Origin of the sequence: Sphingomonas faeni (assembly GCF_003053745.1) — a bacterium.
Lineage (GTDB): Bacteria > Pseudomonadota > Alphaproteobacteria > Sphingomonadales > Sphingomonadaceae > Sphingomonas > Sphingomonas faeni.
Genome location: NZ_QAYE01000004.1, coordinates 92,700 through 111,859, shown reverse-complemented (window position 1 = coordinate 111,859; position 19,160 = coordinate 92,700). Strand labels below are relative to the sequence as shown.

The following is a 19,160-nucleotide window of genomic DNA, read 5'->3' as shown; positions in this document are numbered from 1 at the left end:
GGTGTGTTAGCGCTTCGGAAGGCGCGCCCGGTCCCGACGCGGGACTCGACCCCCGGCCAGCATCCGCCTGTCGCCCGATCGATGCGCGGCCCTTGCGCAGAACGCCAGCCGCGATAGACACCCGGGATGGACCGTATTCTCATTCGCGGCGGCAATCGCCTGTCCGGGCGCTTGCCCATTTCCGGCGCGAAGAACGCCGCGCTCACGCTGATGCCGTGCGCGTTGTTGACCGAAGAGCCGCTGACGCTGCGCAATTTACCGCGGCTGGCGGATGTCGACGGCTTCGGCCATCTGCTCAACCAGCTCGGCGCGTCGACCGCGATCCAGGGCACGCGGCCGGAGGATTTCGGCCGGGTGATGACGATCCGTGCGGGTAACCTGACCTCGACCGAGGCGCCTTACGACATCGTACGGAAGATGCGTGCGTCGATCCTGGTGCTCGGGCCGCTGCTCGGGCGTGGCGGCGAGGCGACGGTGTCGCTGCCGGGCGGCTGCGCGATCGGCAATCGTCCGATCGATCTGCATTTGCGCGCTCTGGAAGCGATCGGCGCCGAGCTGGAGATGGCGGCGGGCTATGTGAAGGCGATCGCGCCGGGCGGGCGCCTGCCGGGCGGACGCTACCGCTTCCCGATCGTGTCGGTCGGCGCGACCGAGAACGTCGTGATGGCGGCAGTGCTCGCCAAGGGCACGAGCGTGATCGAGAACGCCGCGCGCGAGCCCGAGATCGTCGACCTGTGCAACTGCCTGGTCGCGATGGGCGCGTCGATCGACGGGATCGGCACCGAGACGCTGACGATCGAAGGCCGCGACCGGCTGCACGGCGCGACCTATGCCGTGATGCCCGACCGGATCGAGGCGGGCAGCTATGCCTGCGCGGCGGCGATCACCGGCGGCGACCTGGAGCTGGTGGGCGTGGCGATCCCGGACATGGGCGCGACGATCGATGCGCTGGTCGAGGCGGGCGTATCGGTGACGCCGACCAAGGACGGCGTGCGGGTCGCGTCGGACGGCGTGCTGAAGCCGCTGACGCTGTCGACCGCGCCGTATCCCGGGTTCGCGACCGACATGCAGGCGCAGTTCATGGCGATGCTGTGCAAGGCGGACGGCGCCAGCGTGCTGACCGAGACGATCTTCGAGAACCGCTACATGCACGTGCCGGAACTGGCGCGGATGGGGGCGGATATCCAGGTGCGCGGGCGGACCGCGGTGGTGCGCGGCGTCGACAAGCTGGTCGGGGCGCAGGTGATGGCGACCGACCTGCGGGCTTCGATGAGCTTGATTTTGGCCGGGCTTGCGGCGGATGGCGAGACGTCGGTTGGGCGGGTGTACCACCTGGATCGCGGGTATGAGCGGCTTGAGGAGAAGCTGAGCGCGGTGGGTGCTGATATCGAGCGCGCCAGCGACGGGTGATTGTGGCTGGGGCTTAGTTTGAGCCGGGGTAACCCTCTCCCCTTAGGGGAGAGGGTTGGGTGAGGGGCAGCCAAGCAATGCTGCGCCTGGAACAGCCCCTCACCCCGGCCCTCTCCCCGAGGGGAGAGGGAGCAGGATGCTGGGCATTTTGTGGTGGCACTCTTGTTCGCCGCGGACGCTGCGGGGTTCGGTTTAAACAGCGCAATCCTTCTTAGGTCCCCCGCGGGGGAGGGGGCCCAGGATCAAGCAGTACCGTCCTTGGTTATCCGGTAGACATCTACTCAGCGCCGCCGGCAAAGCCGCCGTCGGACGGGTTCGGCTAGCCGACCCGCCGGCCGTGCCGGGCGCTGCCCGCTTCGCTTTGCTCGCGGGCATCGGCGGCGCTTTGCGCTGCCTGCGCCCGTCAGTACATGTGCTGCCCGCCATTGATGCTGAGCGTCGACCCGGTGACGAATCCGCCCTCCTCCGAGCACAGGAACGCAACCCCGCGCGCGATCTCGGTCGCCTGGCCAAGTCGCCCGACCGGGATCTTCGCGACGATCTTCTCCAGCACGTCGGCCGGCACCGCCGCCACCATGTCCGTATCGATATATCCCGGCGCGATCGCGTTGACCGTCACGCCCGCGCGCGCGCCTTCCTGTGCCAAGGCCTTCGTAAAGCCGTGGATGCCGGACTTGGCTGCAGCATAGTTCACCTGGCCATATTGCCCGGCCTGCCCGTTGATCGAGCCGATGTTGACGATCCGTCCCCATTTGCGCGTGCGCATGCCGGGGAAGACGGCTTTGGCCATGTTGAAACAACCGCCAAGATTGGTGTCCATCACCTCTTTCCAATCCTGGTAGGTCATCTTCAGGATGGTGCCGTCGCGGGTGATGCCGGCGTTGTTCACGACAATGTCCACGTCGCCCAGATCGGCGGCGACCTGCGCGCAGCCGGCCTGGCACGCGTCGTAGTCGGCGACGTCCCACTTGTATGCCTTGATCCCGGTACGCTCGGTGAACTCACGGGCGCGGTCGTCGTTGCCGGCATAGGTAGCCGCTACGGTCAGGCCCATGTCCTGTAATGCGAGACTGATCGCTTCGCCGATTCCGCGCGTACCACCGGTTACAATTGCGACGCGTGCCATCAGTCTCTCTCCTCAGTGTTTTGTGGGAGGCTAGCCAGCCCGCACCCATCCTTCAAGCTCGCGCGCCAAAATGCTGCGCAACATTTCCACGCCGACCGGGCTGTCGTTGAGGCAGGGGAGATAGGCGAAGTGCGTCCCGCCAGCCTCTTCGAAGCTCTCGCGACCGCGGATCGACAGTTCCTCCAGCGTCTCCAGGCAATCGGCGGAGAAGCCGGGCGCGAAGATCGCCACCTTGGTCTTGCCCGCCTTGGCGAGCGCGACGAGCGTCTCGTCGGTTGCCGGCCCCAGCCACTTCTGCGGCCCGAACCGCGACTGGAACGCGATCGTAAGCTCGCGCCCCATCCGCTCGCCGAGCAGCCGCGCGGTCTTCTGGCAGTGGCAATGATATGGATCGCCCTGCTGCAACGTCCGCTTCGGCATTCCGTGGAAGCTGGCCACGATCGCGTCGGGGGTGAAATCGAGCGCCGACAGCCCCTCTTCGAGCGAGTCCTTCAGCGCGTCGATATAGAGCGTGTCGTCATAGTAAGGCGGCAGTGTGCGGATCGCCGGCTGCCAACGAAGCCCGGCGAGATGCTTGAACGCCTTGTCGTTCGCGGTCGCGGTCGTTGCTGCGCAATATTGCGGGTAGAGCGGCGCAAGCAGGATGCGTTCGCAGCCCGCAGCTTTCATCGCGGTCAGCCGGTCCGAGATCGACGGATTGCCGTAGCGCATCGCCCAGTCGACCAGCACTTCCGGACCGAACGAATCCTTCAGCGCGGCGGCCTGCAACCGCGTGATCGCGGCGAGCGGCGAGCCGTCCTCGCGCCAGACCTGCGAATAGGCGTGCGCGGATTTTTTCGGGCGCGTGTTGAGGATGATGCCACGCAGGATCGGCTGCCACGCGATCTGCGGGATCTCGACGACGCGTGAATCGGACAGGAACTCGCCGAGATAGCGCTTCACCGATTTCGCATCGGGGCCATCGGGCGTGCCGAGGTTCATCAGCAACACGCCGATCTTGGGTTTCGGAATCGGGGGATGATCGGGGGGCAGGGTCATGGCGCTGGTCTTAAAGGCAAATTGCGGATGCGGAAGCCCGTTGACGCATAGAGCGCGTTCGCGATCGCCGGTGCGACCGCGGGGACGCCGAGTTCGCCGACGCCGCCGGGGGCCTCGTCGCTGCGGATGACCTCGACCGTGATGTCGGGCGTGTCGGCGAGGCGGGGCAGGCTGATCGTGTCGAACCCGCGTGCGTGGGCGAGGCCGCGGGTGAAGCCCGTGGAGGCTCCGAGTGCGGAGGCCATGCCGAAGATCAGCCCGCCCTCGATCTGCTGGCGGACGATATCAGGGTTGATCTGCGCGCCGCAGTCGACCGCGGCGACGAGGCGGTCGACGACCGGGCGCTGGTCGGGCCCCATGTGCGCCTCTGCCATGACCGCGATGTAGCTGCCGCGAAAGGCGTGGGCTGCGATCCCCTGGCCGCTGCCGGCTACGCCGCCGTCCCATCCGCCGAGCGCTGCGGCGGTCGACAGGCAGCGTGCGAGTCGCGGTTCGCCGCCGAGCATGGCGATGCGGAACGACATCGGTTCGGACTGCGCGGCGCGCGCGAGTTCGTCGAGAAAGCATTCGGTGAAGAATGCGGTGTAGCCATGCGCGCCGCCGCGGAGGTGGCCGGTCGGGATGCCGATTTCGGCGGGGTGGTGCTCGATCGCAAAGGCTGGGATGCGATAGACGGGCGTCGCGCCCGCGACGGCGTAGCGATCGCCTTTGACGCCGATCAGCGCGGCTTCGGTCGGGAGGCCCGGCATCATCCGGCCTGCCATCTCGGCGCCGGTGGAGGGGGCGGCGATGTTTGCCGACCAGCCCATGATCGCGCCGTTGGGGGCGAGCCGTGCGGCCATCTTCGCGACGGCGGGTGGGCGGTAGTGATCGTGGAGCGAATCCTCGCCGCGCGACCAGACGAGGCTGACCGGGCGTCGTAGCTTTACCGCCAGCACCGCCGCTTGTTCGGCGACGTCGTGTTCGAGTGCGACGCCGAATGATCCGCCGATGAGCATCGGGTGGACGACGACGGCGTCTTCGCTGAGGCCCGCCGCGCGCGCTGCTGCCGATCGTGCGAGCCCCGGCGCTTGCGTTGCCAGCCAGAGTTCGAGGCGGCCGTTGGAGAAGGACGCGGTTGCGCTGCGGGTCTCGATCGCTGCGTGCAGGCCGAGGCCAGCGCGGTAGGTTGCGGTGACGAGCTTGGCGCCCTGGAAGGTTGCGGCGACATCGCCTGCGGACGCTATCTGCGTGCCGGGACGGGCTAGCGCGGCGTCGAGTGCTGCGTCGATCGACCTGGTATCGGGGAGGGGGGTATCGTTCTCGAACCGCGGGGCGAGCGCGTCGAGAGCCTTTTGCGCGGCCCACCCTGTCGTCGCGACGGCCGCGACCCAGCGCGGGTTCTCGACTACCGACAGCACGCCGCGGATGCGGTCGGCGGCGGCGCGGTCGACCCTTGTCAGGCGACCGCCGACGGGGCCTTGGCGGATTGCGGCGTGGACCATGTCGGCGAGGCGGACATCGCCTGCGAAGTTAGCCGAGCCGTCGACTTTCGAGGGGGTGTCGAGGCGGGGGACGGATTTGCCGACCAACTTGCCGGCGCCCTGGATGCCGAGCGGTAGGGGATCGGGGAGGGTAAACTTCGCGGCCTCCTCGGCGAGTTCGGCGAAGCGGATGCGCTTGGCTTGGTAGGTGCAGAAGCCGGCGTCGACGTTGACCTGGGTCCAGTCGGCATCCCAGCGCTTGGCCGCCGCCATGCAGAGCAGTGCGCGGGCGCCCGCGCCGGCCTCGCGACAGGCCTGCTCGAACATCCGGATCGAGCTCGATCCGCCGGTGAGCATCGGTGGTTGCGGGGTGCCTTGCGGGAGGCGGTCGAACAGGCCTTCGAACAGGTCGTGCGTGCCGATTGGGTTGGCGTAGAGCGGGTTGAGCGGGGCGGGCTCGACGCCGATCGTGCGCCAGTCCGCGCCGAGCTCGTCCGCGACGATCTGGGGGAGGGTGGTGTAAACGCCCTGGCCGTGCTCGACCTGCGGGACGGCGACGGTGACGTGGCCGTCGGTGCCGATCTTGAGCCACGCGCCGAACGGGGTTTCGCCGGGGTTGGCGACGAGGTTTGGGGCGTATGTTCGTGGCCAGAGGCTCCAGGCAACGACGAGCCCGATCCCTGCGCCGCCGCCGACTAAAATCTCACGCCTGTTGATCATGAGGTGGCTCTAATCCTTCTCCCTCACGGGGAGAAGGTGGCGCGAAGCGGCGGATGAGGGGGAGTGGGTCTCCGGGACTCTGCCGGGAGTCTCACTCCCCTCTCCCTTCCGTCGCCAAGTGGCTCCTCCCTCCCTCTCCCCGAAGGGGCGAGGGATATTAGGCCATCGCTCGATACGTGGCCTTGAGCGAGACCTTGTCGATCTTTTCCGTCCCCAGTCTTGGCAGCGGCTCTTCCGAAATCCAGATCCGCTGCGGTATTTTGAATGCGGCGATGTGCTGGTGGAGGAACGCGGTCAGGTCGTCGGAGGTCAGCGTTTCGCCGTCCTGTGGCACTACTACCGCACCGGGGACCTCGCCGAAGCGCTCGTCTGCGAGGCCGAAGACGGCAGCCTCCGCGACGGCTGGATGCTCGTACAACGCAGCCTCCACCTCCTGGCACGAGATGTTCTCGCCGCCGCGGATGATAATGTCCTTCTTGCGATCGACGATGAACAGATAGCCGTCCTCGTCGAGGTAACCGATGTCGCCGGTGCGGAAATAGCCGTCCGACGTGAACGCGGCGGCGGTCGCGTCGGGGCGGTTCCAATATTCCTTGAAGTTGCAGATCGTGCGGATGCAGACCTCGCCGCGCTGGCCCTGGTCGACCGAGTGGCCGGCATCGTCGAGGATCGCGAGATCGACCAACGGCGCGCCGGGGCGGCCGGCGGAATTGGGCTTGGCGAGATAATTGCCGCGCCAGTTGCCGGTGCCGACCGCGTTGGTTTCGGTCAGGCCGTAGCCGATCAGCGGCGCGCTTCCGCCCATTTCCTCGTCGATGCGGCGGACGTGATCGACCGGGCGTGGGGCACCGCCTGCGGCGAAATCGGTGACGGTCGAGAGGTCGTAATTCGCGCGGTCGGGGTGGTTTAGGATCTCGAAGCTCATCAAGGGCACACCGACGAAATAGGTGACGCCTTCCGCTTCGATCAGCCGCATTGCCTCGCCAGCATCCCATTTCGGCATCAGCACGAGTTTGCGCCCCATCGCGAAGCTCTGGAGGAACACGGGAACCTCGCCGGTGATGTGGAACAGCGGGATCGTCAGCAGCGTGACCGGCTGGCCGACCGGCGGATTGCCTTGCGCGGTGGCGATGCCGACCATCATCATCGCCTGGCCGAGATAGTTGAAGATGCCCTGCACGACCGCACAGTGTTCGGAGAGCGCGCCCTTCGATTGGCCGGTCGATCCGCTCGTGAACAGGATCGTCGCATGATCCTCGGGCCCGAGCAGCGGCAGCTCGGCGGTGTGGTCGTCCTTCGCCAGCACTTGCTCGAGCGCTTCGGCAAGCGGGCGCGAATCGTCGATCTCGACGACCGGCGCGCGTAGGCCCGCGATCTGGGCAAGGCGCTTTACGCGCGGCGGATCGGCGAACACGAGCGTGCAATCGACCTCGCCGATCGCGGTCTCCAGTTCCTCCGACTGCCACCAGCCGTTGAGCAGCGTCGTGACGCCGCCGGCCATAATGATGCCCATGTACAGGACGATCCACGATGGCGAATTGCGCATCGCGATGCCGACTCGGTCGCCCTTGGCGATGCCGTAGCCGCCGACGAGGGCGCGGGCGGTGCTCTCGGCCGCCGCGTAGACCTCGCCGAACGTCAGGCGCTCGGCGCCTGATACCAAGAAGACGGCGTCGCGGTGCTCGTTGGCGTAGTGCGCGAAATAGTAACTGAGTGCGGGCGGCGCGGCGGCGATCGTCGGCAGCGTCACGCCGAACCGCTCGGCCGACCCGAGCGCCAGCATGCCGTCGGGCGCGGTCAGCGCGGCCATCGTCGAATCCATAGCCAGGTCCAGCTCGGTCCGCATATCGCTCTCCTACTTGGTCTTATCGTTATCGGCCTTTATGCAGGGGCGAACGCGTGGGGAAAAGCCTTTGATCCTGTCGACCATCACCGCCGCTGCGGGCGCCGTAGCGCCTGCCGTCGGCAGTCACATCCGCTTCGAGGATCTCGGGCTGCATCCCGACGTCTTCTCGATCGGATTCTTCACGCTGCGCTGGTACAGCCTTGCCTATATCGGCGGGATCCTGCTCGGCTGGTGGTATCTGCTGAAGCTGCTCGCCCAGCCCGGCGCACCGATGGCGCGGCGACATGCCGACGACCTGGTGTTCTACGCGACGCTCGGCATCATCCTCGGCGGGCGGCTCGGTTATGTGATCTTCTACGCGCCCGAGATGTTCCTGCACCCGCTGCGGATCTTCCGGCTCTGGGACGGCGGCATGTCGTTCCACGGCGGTGTCATCGGCACGTCGATCGGGCTGATCCTGTTCGCGCGGAAGCATCAGCTCAACTGGTTACGCGTGCATGATTATATCGCGTGCTGCGTACCGTTCGGGCTGTTCTTCGGGCGGCTGGCGAACTTCGTGAATGGCGAGCTGTGGGGCAAGCCGACCGACGTCGCTTGGGGTATCATCTTCGAGCGTACCGTGCCGTTCGGCATGGTCGAGCCGGCGCGGCATCCGAGCCAGCTGTACGAGGCGGGGCTGGAGGGCGTGGTCCTGTTCGCGCTGCTCTGGTTCGCGTTCTGGAAGACCAGGGCGCGCTATGATCCGGGCAAGCTCGTCGGGTTGTTCGTGCTGGGGTACGGGATCGCGCGGTTTACCGTCGAGTTCTTCCGCGAGCCGGATTCGCAGCTGCGGGCGTTTGCCGAGCATACCGGGCTGCACATGGGGCAGTGGCTGTGCGTGCCGATGATCGTCGGTGGCGCGTATCTGGTGGCTACGTCGGCCAAGCGCCGCGTGCGGGTCGAATCGATCGCGGGGACGGCGAGCGTCGCCTGACGCCCCTTCCGCTTGCGGGAGGGGTTGGGGGAGGGCATGGCCGCAAATGTCATGGCCAACGATAATCCAGCCCCTCCCCTAACCCCTCCCGCAAGCGGAAGGGGGATAGACACCGCCCTCCCCGAACGCCTCGCCCGCGCGATTGCGCTCGCGGGTCCGATCCCCGTCGCGCAGTATATGGCGGCGGCGAACGCGCACTATTATGCGACGCGCGATCCGTTGGGGGCGGGGGGCGACTTCACCACTGCGCCTGAGATCAGCCAGATGTTCGGCGAGCTTGTCGGTTTGTGGTGTGCCGATCTTTGGGACCGCTCGGGTCGGCCGGATGTCGCGTGGGTCGAGTTGGGACCGGGTCGCGGGACGCTTGCTGCCGACGCCGCGCGGGCGATGGCGAAGGCGGGGCTCGAGCCGCCGGTGCATTTCGTCGAGACCAGCCCGGCGTTGCGAAAAGCTCAAGCCGAGCGGGTGCCCGCTGCCACGTGGCACGACGCGGTCGATACGCTGCCGACCGATCGGCCGCTGATCGTCGTCGCCAACGAATTCTTCGACGCGCTGCCGATCCGGCAATTGGTGAAGCGCGAGCAGTGGCACGAACGTCTGGTCGCGGCACAGGACCTGCTGTTCCTGCCGATCGCTGGCAAGCCGCTTCCGGATGCCGTCATTCCCGAGCCGTTTCGGGACGCGCCCGCGGGTTCGATCCTCGAAACCTCGCCTGCTGCCGTGACGATCATTCGCGGTCTCGCCAAGCGGATCGCCGCGCAGGGCGGTGCGCTGATCGCGGTCGACTATGGCTATGAGGGGCCGGCGCTCGGCGACACGTTGCAGGCGGTGCGTGGGCATGCGTTCGCCAATCCGTTCGATGCGCCGGGCGAGCATGACCTGACCGCGCATGTCGACTTCACCACGCTCGCCGCCGCGGCACAGGCCGAGGGGGCTGTTGCTTGGGGGCCGGTGACGCAGCGCGACCTGCTCGGTGCGCTCGGCATCGATTCGCGGACGTCGGCACTCGCCAAGGCGTCGCCTGCGCGAGCGGAAGCATTGGCAGCGGATCGAAGGAGGTTGATGGACGATATGGGCACGCTTTTCAAAGCGCTGGCGATCACCGCGCCGACTTGGCCGACGCCGGCGGCGTTTGCATGATCGCCTATCGTGATGCCGTGCCCGCTGATGGCGCAGAACTCGCCGCGATGGCGAAGCGCTCGTTTACCGACACGTTCGGTACGCTGTACCGGCCTGAAGACCTTGCCGCCTTCCTCGACCAGACGTTCGGTGAGACGGGGTTGCCTGCGCAACTGTCCGATCCTGCCTTCACGGTGCGGGTCGCGGTGAACGAGGCGGGTGCGATCGTTGGGTTTGCGAAGATCGGCCCGGTGGCATTTCCGGGCGACTGGCCGGCGGCGGCGATCGAACTTCACCAGCTTTATGTGCGGGGTGACCAGCATGGTGCGGGTGTCGGCCCTGCGTTGATGGACTGGGCGATCGATGTTGCGCGCGCCGATGGGCGGACGGAGATGATCCTCAGCGTGTATGTGGAAAATCACCGGGCGCACCGGTTCTATCAGCGTTACGGGTTCGTCGAGATCGGGCGGTATGTGTTCATGGTTGGGGAGCAGCCTGACGATGACCGGATCATGCGGCTCGTGTTGTGATGGTCGTTACCTTTCAGGAGCGCCACCCCGGCGGAGGCCGGGGCCCAGTTGGAAAGGTCTTGGTAACGGCGCGATGTCTGCTGTTAACAACGTCACCCAACTGGGCCCCGGCCTCCGCCGGGGTGGGGATGTGTTTGATGTTAGGTGACCTGAAATGACCATCGACCTCATCCGCGCGAAAGCGCTTGGCGACATCCCGCACGGCTTTTTTGGACGGCGTGGCGGCGTTTCGACCGGGGCGTATGCGAGCCTCAATGTCGGCATCGGGTCCGACGACGACCCCGCCGCCATTGCCGAGAACCGTCGTCGCGCGACCGAAGTCGTTCTACCCGGCGCGAAGCTGGTCGGTCTGTATCAGGTCCATTCCGCCGACGCGGTCACCGTGATCGAGCCGTTCGACGACGCGATCCGTCCGCATGCCGATGCGCTGGTCACCAACCGTCCCGGCCTCGCGCTCGGCATCCTCACCGCGGACTGCGCGCCGGTGCTGTTCGCCGACCGCGAGGCCGGTGTCGTCGCGGCCGCGCACGCCGGGTGGAAAGGCGCGCTCGGCGGCGTCACCGATGCGACGATCCTCGCGATGGAGGCGATCGGTGCGCACCGCGACCGGATCGTCGCCGCGGTCGGGCCGTGCATCGCGCGCGCCAGTTACGAGGTCGACGACGGCTTCATCCGCCGGTTCTGCGAGGCGGATCCGGAGAACGAGCGCTTCTTCGCGGACGGTCGCGCCGTCGAGAACAGGGGCGATCATTACCAGTTCGACCTGGAGGCCTATGTCGTCAGCCGGCTCGCGGTCGCTGGGATCGATCGGATCGAGGCGCTTGGGCTCGACACTTACACCGACGACGATCGCTTTTTCAGCTATCGGCGCGCGACCCATCGCGGTGAGCCCTCCTATGGGCGTCAGATCAGCATCATCGGCCTGTAACGGGAGGCCGTAACGGTTCCCAAAGCCCTCGCCGGTCGTTTAGGCTCCGCACATCGGCTCGCATAAGACGGGCCACGCAGGAGCATATTGATGTCCGATACCCCCGAAAACGCCGGCGCCGTACCCGCTGAGACAGAAGCGGACCTGACCGGCGTAGCGGCGCGCGTCGCGCCGAAGCCCGAGGTCGAGAAGATCGGCGGGCGCAAGTTGAAGCCGTCGACGCTGATGATGGGCCACGGTTACGACCCCGCGCTGTCGGAAGGCTCGCTGAAGCCGCCGATCTTCCTCACCTCGACGTTCGTGTTCCCCAACGCGGCGGCGGGCAAGCGTCACTTCGAAGGCGTGACCGGCAAGCGTCCGGGTGGTGCCGAGGGCCTCGTCTATTCGCGCTTCAACGGGCCGAACCAGGAGATTCTCGAGGATCGCTTGGGCGTCTGGGAAGAGGCTGAGGACGCGCTCGCTTTCTCGTCGGGCATGTCGGCGATCGCGACGCTGTTCCTCGCGATGGTCAAGCCGGGCGACACGATCGTCCATTCGGGACCGTTGTACGCGGCGACCGAGACGCTGATCGGTCGCGTGCTTGGCAAGTTCGGCGTGAAGTGGCTCGACTTTCCGGCGGGTGCGACTCGTGAAGAGATCGATGCGGTGATGACCGAGGCGGCGACGGGCAACGTCGCGCTGATCTATCTGGAAAGCCCGGCGAACCCGACCAACGCGCTGGTCGACGTCGAGGCGGTCGCGGCCAGCCGCGACGCGATCTTCAAGGGTGAAAAGCCGCCGATCGCGATCGACAACACGTTCCTCGGGCCGCTGTGGTTCCAGCCGCTCAAGCATGGCGCCGACATCGTCGTCTACTCGCTGACCAAATATGTCGGCGGGCATTCGGATCTCGTCGCCGGCGGCGTGCTGGGCACGAAGGAGCACATCAACACGATCCGGACGATGCGGAACACGATCGGGACGATCACCGATCCGAATACCGCGTGGATGCTGTTGCGATCGCTGGAGACTCTCGAACTGCGGATGAGCCGTGCAGGTGAGAATGCCGCGAAGGTCTGCGCTTTTCTCCGCCACCATCCGAAGGTGGAGCGGGTCGCGTATCTCGGCTTCCTCGAGGACGAGCCGGGTATGGAGCGGCAGGCGGATATCTATCGTCGCCATTGCACCGGCGGGGGCTCGACCTTCTCGCTGTATCTCAAGGGCGGCGAGCGCGAGAGCTTCGCGTTTCTCGATGCGCTCAAGATCGCCAAGCTGGCCGTTTCGCTTGGTGGGACCGAGACGTTGGCTAGCCATCCTGCGGGCATGACGCATCTGTCGGTGCCCGATGCGCGGAAGCAGGCGCTGGGGATCACGGACAACCTCGTGCGAATCTCGATCGGCGTAGAGGATCCGGACGATCTGATCGCCGATTTCGAGCAGGCGCTGGATACAATTTGAGCTGCTAAAACAACCCCCGCTTCTTGTTCTCCCGCGAAGGCGGGAGCCCAGTCTGGGTCCCCGCCTTCGCGGGGAAACAAGGAGTGGGCGTTACATCTATGGCGCAAGGCGGGCGGGTTTTGGGTGAAGTCTTCGTCATGACCCGCTAGCATCCTGTCGATGCCGATCTTTACCCCTATCCCGCAGCACGAGTTCGTCGCTGCGGTCCACATCCTCGCCGCCAAGCTGGTCGAGGATACCGCGTGGAAACCCGATTACATCATCGGCATCGGCCGTGGCGGGCTCGTGCCGGCGGTATTCCTTAGCCATGCGATCGGGCTGCCGACGCTGTCGGTCGATTATTCGAGCCAGGTGAAGGACTTTGCCGACGAACCGCTGGTGAAACTTGCCGCGCGGACGCGAGGGGGCGAGCGGCTGCTGTTTGTCGACGACATTAATGATTCGGGGCGGACGATCACGCATCTGCGGCGCGCGCTGGCAGCGGCGGGTGCTGTCGAGGGGGCGGTGCGATTTGCGATGCTGATCGACAACGTCAGTTCGGCCGAGCGGATCGAGTATTGTGCGCGGACGATCGACCGGGCTGTGACGAAGGACTGGTTCGTGTTTCCGTGGGAGGCGGTGGCGCCGGCGGCTGCGATTGCCGAGGATGCGGCCGAAGTGCCTGAGCGGATCGCGTAATGTCCTGTTCTCCTGCGAACTCAGGAGCCCAGGGTCTCGGGGGCTGGGCCGAGTAACCCTGGATTCCTGCGTTCGCCGGAAAACGATAGACGAACAAAGGGCCGGCTCCCGTACGGGAAGCCGGCCCTCGCCCTCGATACGCTACGCGAGGGAACTGGGAAACTGGTTGGGTGGCTCGAACGGGCGCGACGTCGGCAAAGCCGTCGTCGGTCGGGACAGGCTTAGCCTGCCCGCCGTCCGTGCCGGCGGTTGCTCGACCGCTTTCGCGGCGAGCACCGGCCCGGGCTTTGCCGGGCTTACCGCCGGCAATACCCCGGGTTATCCGACTTATCGATCGCGTTGCCGGCTAGGCCGCCACCGGCCGCACCGAGGACTGCGCCTAGCGTCCGGTCACCACGACCGGCGACGGTGTGACCGAGCAGGCCGCCGGCGAGGGCGCCGATGATCGTGCCGCCGGTGTTGTCGCAGCCGCGACGGCTGCGTGCGTTGTAGCGGCGGTCGTTGCCGCGATACTCGCGGTAGCCCCGGTCGTCGCCGCGATAGCCACGATCGTAGCCACCGTCGCGATAGCCGCCACCCTGATAGCCATCGTAGCCACGCTCGTAGCGCGAGCCCCAGCGCTGCGCATCGGCGGCGGCGGGAACGAGGGCGGTCGCACCCAATGCGAGGGCACTGGCGGCGAGAGTAAAAGTCTTGAACATCGTGCGTCTCCCGTTGGGGATTTCGGCGGCGGCGGGGGCCGTGCTTCCATCCTCGATGAAACGCTTATGAGTGATTCGCATTGAGCCGAGCCTGAATGCCTCCGTTATCCGCTGTTCATGCTTCCGCGGATCGCCGGACACCCTATGAGGGACGCGATGCGGCGCCTGATCACTGTCCTGTTCGTCGCCGTGAGCGTCTGTGCGATCGTGCCCACCTGGTCGGGCGAAGCGCGGCTCGACCTGCTCGGCAAGCGGGCACAGCTGACCGCGACGCGCGTGATGCTCGATCGCACCAACCCGCGGCATGTGCGCGTAGGCGGGCTCACTTATCTCGGCGGGGTGGCGCTCGACAGTCGCGATCCGGCGTTCGGGGGTTTCTCGTCGCTCGACGTTGCGCCGGCCGCGACGGGCAACCGCTTCACGATGCTGAGCGACGGCGGCAACATCGTGCAGTTCGACATGGGGACCGACTGGCGCCCGCACCGGGTCGTGTTCAAGAACCTCCCCGCTGGGCCCGGCATCGGCTGGGAGAAACGCGACCGTGACAGCGAATCGATGGCGATCGATCCGGTAACGGGAAAGGTCTGGGTCGGCTTCGAGAGTAGCAATTCGATCTGGCGTTATGCCGCGGGATTTGCGCGGTACGAAGCGCGAGTGGTGCCCGAGGCTATGCGGAAATGGCCGTCGAACGGTGGACCCGAATCGATGGCGCGGCTTCCCGATGGACGATTCGTCGTGATCAGCGAGGAGGCGCATGTGCGTCGGCCGGACTGGTCCGGGTCGGAACGCGAGCGGTTGCACACGCGGCAGGCGCTGATCTTCGCGGGCGATCCGACGGGGGCGGGGGTGCCTGAGCGATTCGCGTATGAACCGTTTGGGCGATACGACCCGTCGGACGCCACCGCGTTGCCGAACGGCGACCTGCTCGTGCTCGATCGTGGTTTCCGGCTGCCGTTCACGTTTTCGGCGCGGATATCGCGGGTCGCGGCGCGGGACGTGGCGGCGGGGCGAATCGCACGCGGCCGGCTGATCGCGACGATCGACGCGCCGCTGATCCACGATAATTTCGAGGGGATCGACACGACGGTCGTGAACGGCGCGAGGATCGTGTGGATCGTGTCGGACGACAACCAGATGTTTCTCCAGCGCACGCTGCTGCTGAAGTTCCGGCTGGATCGCTGACTACACAAACGCCGACGGCCCGCCCTGCTAGGTGCAGGGCGGGCCGCGGTGATCGCAGTACGACGTCGCTTGTAGGCGACGACCGCCAACCGTCGCTGTTAGGCGGCGACGGCCGAGGCTGCGATCTTCTTGACGACTTCGCGCTTCAGGCGACGAACGCGGAGCGACAGCTTGTCGTCCGAGACCTTCACCAGCCAGTTGTCGAGGCCGCCGTTATGCTCGACGGTGCGCAGGCCATGCGTCGAGACGCGCAGCTTGACGCCCTTCTCGAGCGAATCGGACAGCAGCGTGACGTTCTGCAGGTTCGGCAGGAACGTGCGCTTGGTCTTGTTGTTGGCGTGGGAGACGTTGTTCCCGACCATCCGGCCCTTGCCGGTCAGTTCGCAGATGCGCGACATGTGATTACCTATTCAAGTGTCGGGAGGAACCCCGGAAAGGCGCGCGGATAGCTGGCACGCCGGCTTTCGTCAACCGATTCACGTGAAACGTGCCTACGGTCGTCCGCAATGAGCATTGTGCAACCCACAGCGATCGACGACGTTGTTACGCTATCGAACTGTTCAATAAAAGGGGATGTCCCATGCGTACGCTCTTGTCACTGGTCGCGATTGTGGTGCTCGTCGTGGTCGGCCTGATGTATTTCGGGATCATCAACATCGACCAGACCCGCCAGGGCGTCGTCCAGGCCCCGAAGTTCCAGGCCGACGTCGCCAAGGTCACGCTCGGCACCGAGAACAAGACCGTGGCGGTGCCGACGATCAACGTCGAGAAGCCCGCCAACAGCCAGGCGCCGAACTGATCTTTACGCGGGTGTTTACGCGGGGCAGGCGGCAGGGCAGGGCCTGAGGCCATGTTCCCTGTCCCCGACCCTATGCGCCGCGCGCTCGACGCGGCGCGCAATGCGGCGCTGGCTGGGGAAGTCCCGGTTGGCGCCGTTGTCGTTAAGGACGGCGTGATTATCGCGACGGGGGCGAATGCGCCGCGGGCGTTGTGCGATCCGACTGCGCATGCCGAGATCCAGGCGATTCGTGCTGCTGCATTGGTTATGGGCAGCGACCGACTCGAGGGGTGCGATCTGTGGGTAACGCTGGAGCCTTGCGCGATGTGTGCCGGGGCGATCGCGCATGCCCGGATCTCGCGGCTCTATTATGGGGCAGCGGATGTTAAGGGCGGGGCGGTCGAGCATGGACCGCGGTTCTTCGGGCAGCCGACGTGTCATCATCGGCCTGAGGTTTATGCGGGGATTGCCGAGACCGAGGCGGCGATGATCCTGCGCGAGTTCTTTACAAGCCGCCGGTAGGGGCGTTGCGATCCTGCGATCCTCCCCCTGGCGGGGGAGGATCAAATCGGTTCAGCCCTCCAGGCTCTTGGACGCCTGCTCGAACACATCCTTCGACAGCCCCGGCGTCCGCACGATCCGCTCCAGTTCCGCGCGCATCAATCCGGCGCGCGCCGCGTCGAACCGGCGCCAGCGCCCCAGCGGCGGCAGGAGTTTCGCCGCGGTCTGCGGGTTGAGGCGGTCCAGCGCGATCAGCTGGTCCGCGAGGAACCGGTATCCACTCCCGTCGGCATTGTTGAACGCCCGCTGGTTCGCGCCGAACGCGCCGATGAGCGATCGCGCGCGGTTTGGGTTGCTCAGCGTGAAGTCGGCATGCTCGGCGAGCCCCGCGACGATCGCGCCGGTATCGTCTCGCGACGACTGCGCTTGCGCCTGGAACCACTTGTCGAGCACCAGCGGATTGTCGCAATATTGGCTGTAGAAGATGTCGAGCGCAGTGGTGCGGATCTCGGACTCGCTGCTGACCAGCGTCGTCAGCGCGCCCATCCGGTCGGTCATGTTGTCCGCCGAATCGAACTGCGCGAACGCGAGGTCCGCCGCATCCGCCGCGCCGCTCGCCGCTATATAGCCGAGTGCGACCGTGCGCAGGCGGCGCAGGCCCTTGCCCTCCGGGATATAGGCATAGGGCTGACCCTCGCCACGCGCATAAGCCTGCCGCCATTGCGCTTCCAGCCGCGTGCCGAGATCGCGGCGCAGTGCCTCGCGCGCACGGAAGATCGCGTCGGGATCGACGACGGCCATCTGGTCGCCGATGAAGCTCTCCGACGGCAGCAACACCGCTTCCGCAACGAACGCGAGATCGAGATCGGTATTGGCGAGCGTGTTCGCGACCGCGGCGATGACGCCCTCGTGATCCGCATGCCCGCCCGCCGAGGCGACCAGCGTATCGAGCATCAACTGCTGCATCGCCTCGTAGCGCGCGAACGGATCGTCGTCGTGCGCGCTGAGGAAGGCGAGGTCGGCGGCGGTGCGGTCGCTCTCGACCACCACCGGGGCGGAGAAGCCGCGGTTGATCGACAGCACCGGGCGTTCGGCCAGATTTTCGAATTCGATCGTGTCGAGCGTGTCGTCAAACAGGACGAGGCGCTCGTCGGTCAGCGCCGTACCCGATTCGGCACCGAACAGCTTCACCCGCAACGGTAGCACCATCGGCGACTTGACCGGCTGGCCGGGCGTCGCAGGTACCTGCTGTGCGAGGTGCAGGGTTGTGCGGTCGCCGTCGTGCGACAGGCTTGCCGAAACCCGCGGCGTGCCCGCCTGCGAATACCAGAGGCGGAACTGGGTGAGGTCGACCTTGCCGCCCTTCTCCATAGAGGTGACGAAATCCTCGCAGGTCGCCGCCGTGCCGTCATAGCGGTCGAAATACAGGTCGGTGCCCGCGCGGAAGCCCTTCGGTCCGAGGATCGCGGCCATCATCCGGATCAGCTCGGCGCCCTTGTTGTAGATCGTCGCGGTGTAGAAGTTCGAGATCTCCTGGTAGGATTCAGGCCGCACGGGGTGCGCGAGCGGGCCGGAATCCTCTGGGAATTGCGACGCGCGCAGGCCCCGGACGTCCTCTATCCGCTTGACCGCGCGCGAGCCCTGGTCGGCGGAGAAGCCTTGGTCGCGATAGACGGTGAAGCCTTCCTTCAGCGATAGCTGGAACCAGTCGCGGCAGGTGATCCGGTTGCCCGACCAGTTGTGGAAATATTCGTGCGCGACGACCGCGGCGATCGCGTCGTAATCGTAGTCGGTCGCGGTATCCGGGTCGGCCAGGATGTAGCGCGAGTTGAAGATGTTGAGGCCCTTGTTCTCCATCGCGCCGAAGTTGAAGTCGTCGACCGCGACGATGTTGAACACGTCCAGATCATACTCGCGGCCATAGGTCGTCTCGTCCCACGCCATCGCGAGCTCTAGCGCCTTCAACGCGTGGTCGGTCTTGGGGAGGTCGGCCTCGCGCACCCAGATACCAAGCGAGACTTCCCGGCCCGACATCGTCGTGAAGCTGCCGCGGTTCACCGCGAGATCGCCGGCGACCAGCGCGAACAGGTAGGAGGGTTTGGGGAAAGGGTCGTGCCAGGTCGCCCAGTGGCGGCCGTCGTCGAGATCGCCCTGTTCGACCGGGTCGCCGTTCGCGAGCAGCACGGGGAAGTGCTTCTTGTCGGCGGTCATCCGCACCGAATAGACGCTGAGGACGTCGGGCCGATCGGGGAAGTAGGTGATGCGACGGAAGCCTTCCGCCTCGCACTGGGTGCAAAGATTGCCGCCCGAGGCGTAGAGCCCCATCAACTGCGTGTTGCGATCGGGTGCGATCTCGACCTGAGTCTCGACGACGTGTGCGGCGCCGGTGAGCGGGATGACGAGCTGTTCGCCGTCGATCCGCCAGTCGTTAATGGTCACGCCGTCGACCGTGACCGACAGCGGCTTCTGGCCCGCGCCGTCGAGCCGGAGCGGTGCGGCGTGATCGCCGTTGCGCGTGACGGACAATGTTGCCGTTACGCGGGTGGTGGAGGGATCGAGGTCGAAATCCAGTTTCGTCTCGGGGACCAGCCACTCGGGCGGGGTATAGTCCTCGCGGCGAATGACGAGCGGGTGGGCGAGACTGTTCTGGATATCGAGCATATGTTTGCGAATATAGGGCTGCGCCCGCCTATCGCCAGCCAAAGCTTGCGCGGGTGACGGTGGGTGCTA

Annotated in this window: 17 protein-coding genes; 10 read left to right on the top strand and 7 right to left on the bottom strand. The window is 66.3% G+C overall.

Translation table 11 applies throughout. The features are described from left to right. Positions 1-126: 126 nt before the first annotated feature. Positions 127-1,410: a UDP-N-acetylglucosamine 1-carboxyvinyltransferase gene (murA, locus tag C8J25_RS08830; RefSeq protein WP_107954107.1), complete on the top strand. Its 1,284-nt coding sequence runs from the start codon at positions 127-129 to the stop codon at positions 1,408-1,410. Between the two features lie 403 nt (positions 1,411-1,813). On the opposite strand, the gene phbB is transcribed toward murA, so the two are convergent. The 4 genes from phbB to C8J25_RS08810 form a co-directional block, all read right to left on the bottom strand. Next, on the bottom strand, positions 1,814-2,536 hold the full coding sequence (gene phbB / locus C8J25_RS08825) for an acetoacetyl-CoA reductase (RefSeq protein ID WP_056066403.1): 723 nt from the start codon (positions 2,534-2,536) through the stop codon (positions 1,814-1,816). Between the two features lie 30 nt (positions 2,537-2,566). After that, positions 2,567-3,574, bottom strand: coding sequence for a ferrochelatase (hemH, locus tag C8J25_RS08820; RefSeq protein WP_107954106.1), 1,008 nt, complete (start codon positions 3,572-3,574; stop codon positions 2,567-2,569). Continuing rightward, positions 3,571-5,757: a xanthine dehydrogenase family protein molybdopterin-binding subunit gene (locus C8J25_RS08815; protein ID WP_107954105.1), complete on the bottom strand. Its 2,187-nt coding sequence runs from the start codon at positions 5,755-5,757 to the stop codon at positions 3,571-3,573. The genes hemH and C8J25_RS08815 overlap by 4 nt, the downstream gene beginning before the upstream one ends. A gap of 157 nt (positions 5,758-5,914) precedes the next feature. Further along, a complete protein-coding gene (locus tag C8J25_RS08810; protein ID WP_107954104.1) occupies positions 5,915-7,603 on the bottom strand; it encodes a class I adenylate-forming enzyme family protein in 1,689 nt (562 codons plus the stop codon). A 37-nt stretch (positions 7,604-7,640) separates the two neighbouring features. On the opposite strand from C8J25_RS08810, the gene lgt reads away from it, so the two are divergent. The 6 genes from lgt (at position 7,641) to C8J25_RS08780 (ending at position 13,268) form a co-directional block, all read left to right on the top strand. Beyond that, the gene (lgt, locus tag C8J25_RS08805; RefSeq protein WP_107954103.1) at positions 7,641-8,576 is read left to right on the top strand and encodes a prolipoprotein diacylglyceryl transferase; all 936 of its coding nucleotides are present in this window, start codon (positions 7,641-7,643) and stop codon (positions 8,574-8,576) included. A gap of 51 nt (positions 8,577-8,627) precedes the next feature. Next, positions 8,628-9,716 carry a class I SAM-dependent methyltransferase gene (locus C8J25_RS08800; RefSeq protein ID WP_107954299.1) on the top strand — a complete coding sequence of 363 codons (1,089 nt, stop codon included), beginning with the start codon at positions 8,628-8,630 and terminating at the stop codon, positions 9,714-9,716. Next, entirely contained in the window at positions 9,713-10,225 is a 513-nt protein-coding gene (locus C8J25_RS08795; protein WP_107954102.1) for a GNAT family N-acetyltransferase, read from the top strand. The genes C8J25_RS08800 and C8J25_RS08795 overlap by 4 nt, the downstream gene beginning before the upstream one ends. 154 nt (positions 10,226-10,379) lie before the next feature. Then, positions 10,380-11,153 (top strand): peptidoglycan editing factor PgeF, encoded by a 774-nt coding sequence (gene pgeF / locus C8J25_RS08790; RefSeq protein ID WP_107954101.1) that lies wholly within the window; start codon positions 10,380-10,382, stop codon positions 11,151-11,153. Positions 11,154-11,243: 90 nt separating this feature from the next. Continuing rightward, positions 11,244-12,590: a cystathionine gamma-synthase family protein gene (locus tag C8J25_RS08785; RefSeq protein ID WP_107954100.1), complete on the top strand. Its 1,347-nt coding sequence runs from the start codon at positions 11,244-11,246 to the stop codon at positions 12,588-12,590. A 159-nt stretch (positions 12,591-12,749) separates the two neighbouring features. Beyond that, positions 12,750-13,268 (top strand): phosphoribosyltransferase, encoded by a 519-nt coding sequence (locus C8J25_RS08780; RefSeq protein ID WP_107954099.1) that lies wholly within the window; start codon positions 12,750-12,752, stop codon positions 13,266-13,268. A 296-nt stretch (positions 13,269-13,564) separates the two neighbouring features. Here C8J25_RS08780 and C8J25_RS08775 read toward each other — a convergent pair whose 3' ends face one another. Further along, the gene (locus C8J25_RS08775; protein WP_107954098.1) at positions 13,565-13,969 is read right to left on the bottom strand and encodes a glycine zipper 2TM domain-containing protein; all 405 of its coding nucleotides are present in this window, start codon (positions 13,967-13,969) and stop codon (positions 13,565-13,567) included. A gap of 156 nt (positions 13,970-14,125) precedes the next feature. Between C8J25_RS08775 and C8J25_RS08770 the strand changes: the two genes are divergently transcribed. Beyond that, positions 14,126-15,151 carry an esterase-like activity of phytase family protein gene (locus C8J25_RS08770; RefSeq protein ID WP_208622558.1) on the top strand — a complete coding sequence of 342 codons (1,026 nt, stop codon included), beginning with the start codon at positions 14,126-14,128 and terminating at the stop codon, positions 15,149-15,151. A 98-nt stretch (positions 15,152-15,249) separates the two neighbouring features. Here C8J25_RS08770 and rpmB read toward each other — a convergent pair whose 3' ends face one another. Then, on the bottom strand, positions 15,250-15,549 hold the full coding sequence (gene rpmB, locus C8J25_RS08765; protein WP_056053386.1) for a 50S ribosomal protein L28: 300 nt from the start codon (positions 15,547-15,549) through the stop codon (positions 15,250-15,252). 182 nt (positions 15,550-15,731) lie between these two features. Here rpmB and C8J25_RS08760 point away from each other — a divergent pair, with 182 nt between their 5' ends. Together C8J25_RS08760 and C8J25_RS08755 are read left to right on the top strand one after the other, a co-directional pair. Beyond that, a complete protein-coding gene (locus C8J25_RS08760; protein WP_055874129.1) occupies positions 15,732-15,950 on the top strand; it encodes a hypothetical protein in 219 nt (72 codons plus the stop codon). A 51-nt stretch (positions 15,951-16,001) separates the two neighbouring features. Continuing rightward, positions 16,002-16,451: a nucleoside deaminase gene (locus tag C8J25_RS08755; protein ID WP_244186917.1), complete on the top strand. Its 450-nt coding sequence runs from the start codon at positions 16,002-16,004 to the stop codon at positions 16,449-16,451. A gap of 51 nt (positions 16,452-16,502) precedes the next feature. Here C8J25_RS08755 and pepN read toward each other — a convergent pair whose 3' ends face one another. Then, the gene (pepN, locus tag C8J25_RS08750) at positions 16,503-19,091 is read right to left on the bottom strand and encodes an aminopeptidase N (RefSeq protein WP_107954096.1); all 2,589 of its coding nucleotides are present in this window, start codon (positions 19,089-19,091) and stop codon (positions 16,503-16,505) included. Between the last annotated feature and the right edge of the window lie 69 nt (positions 19,092-19,160).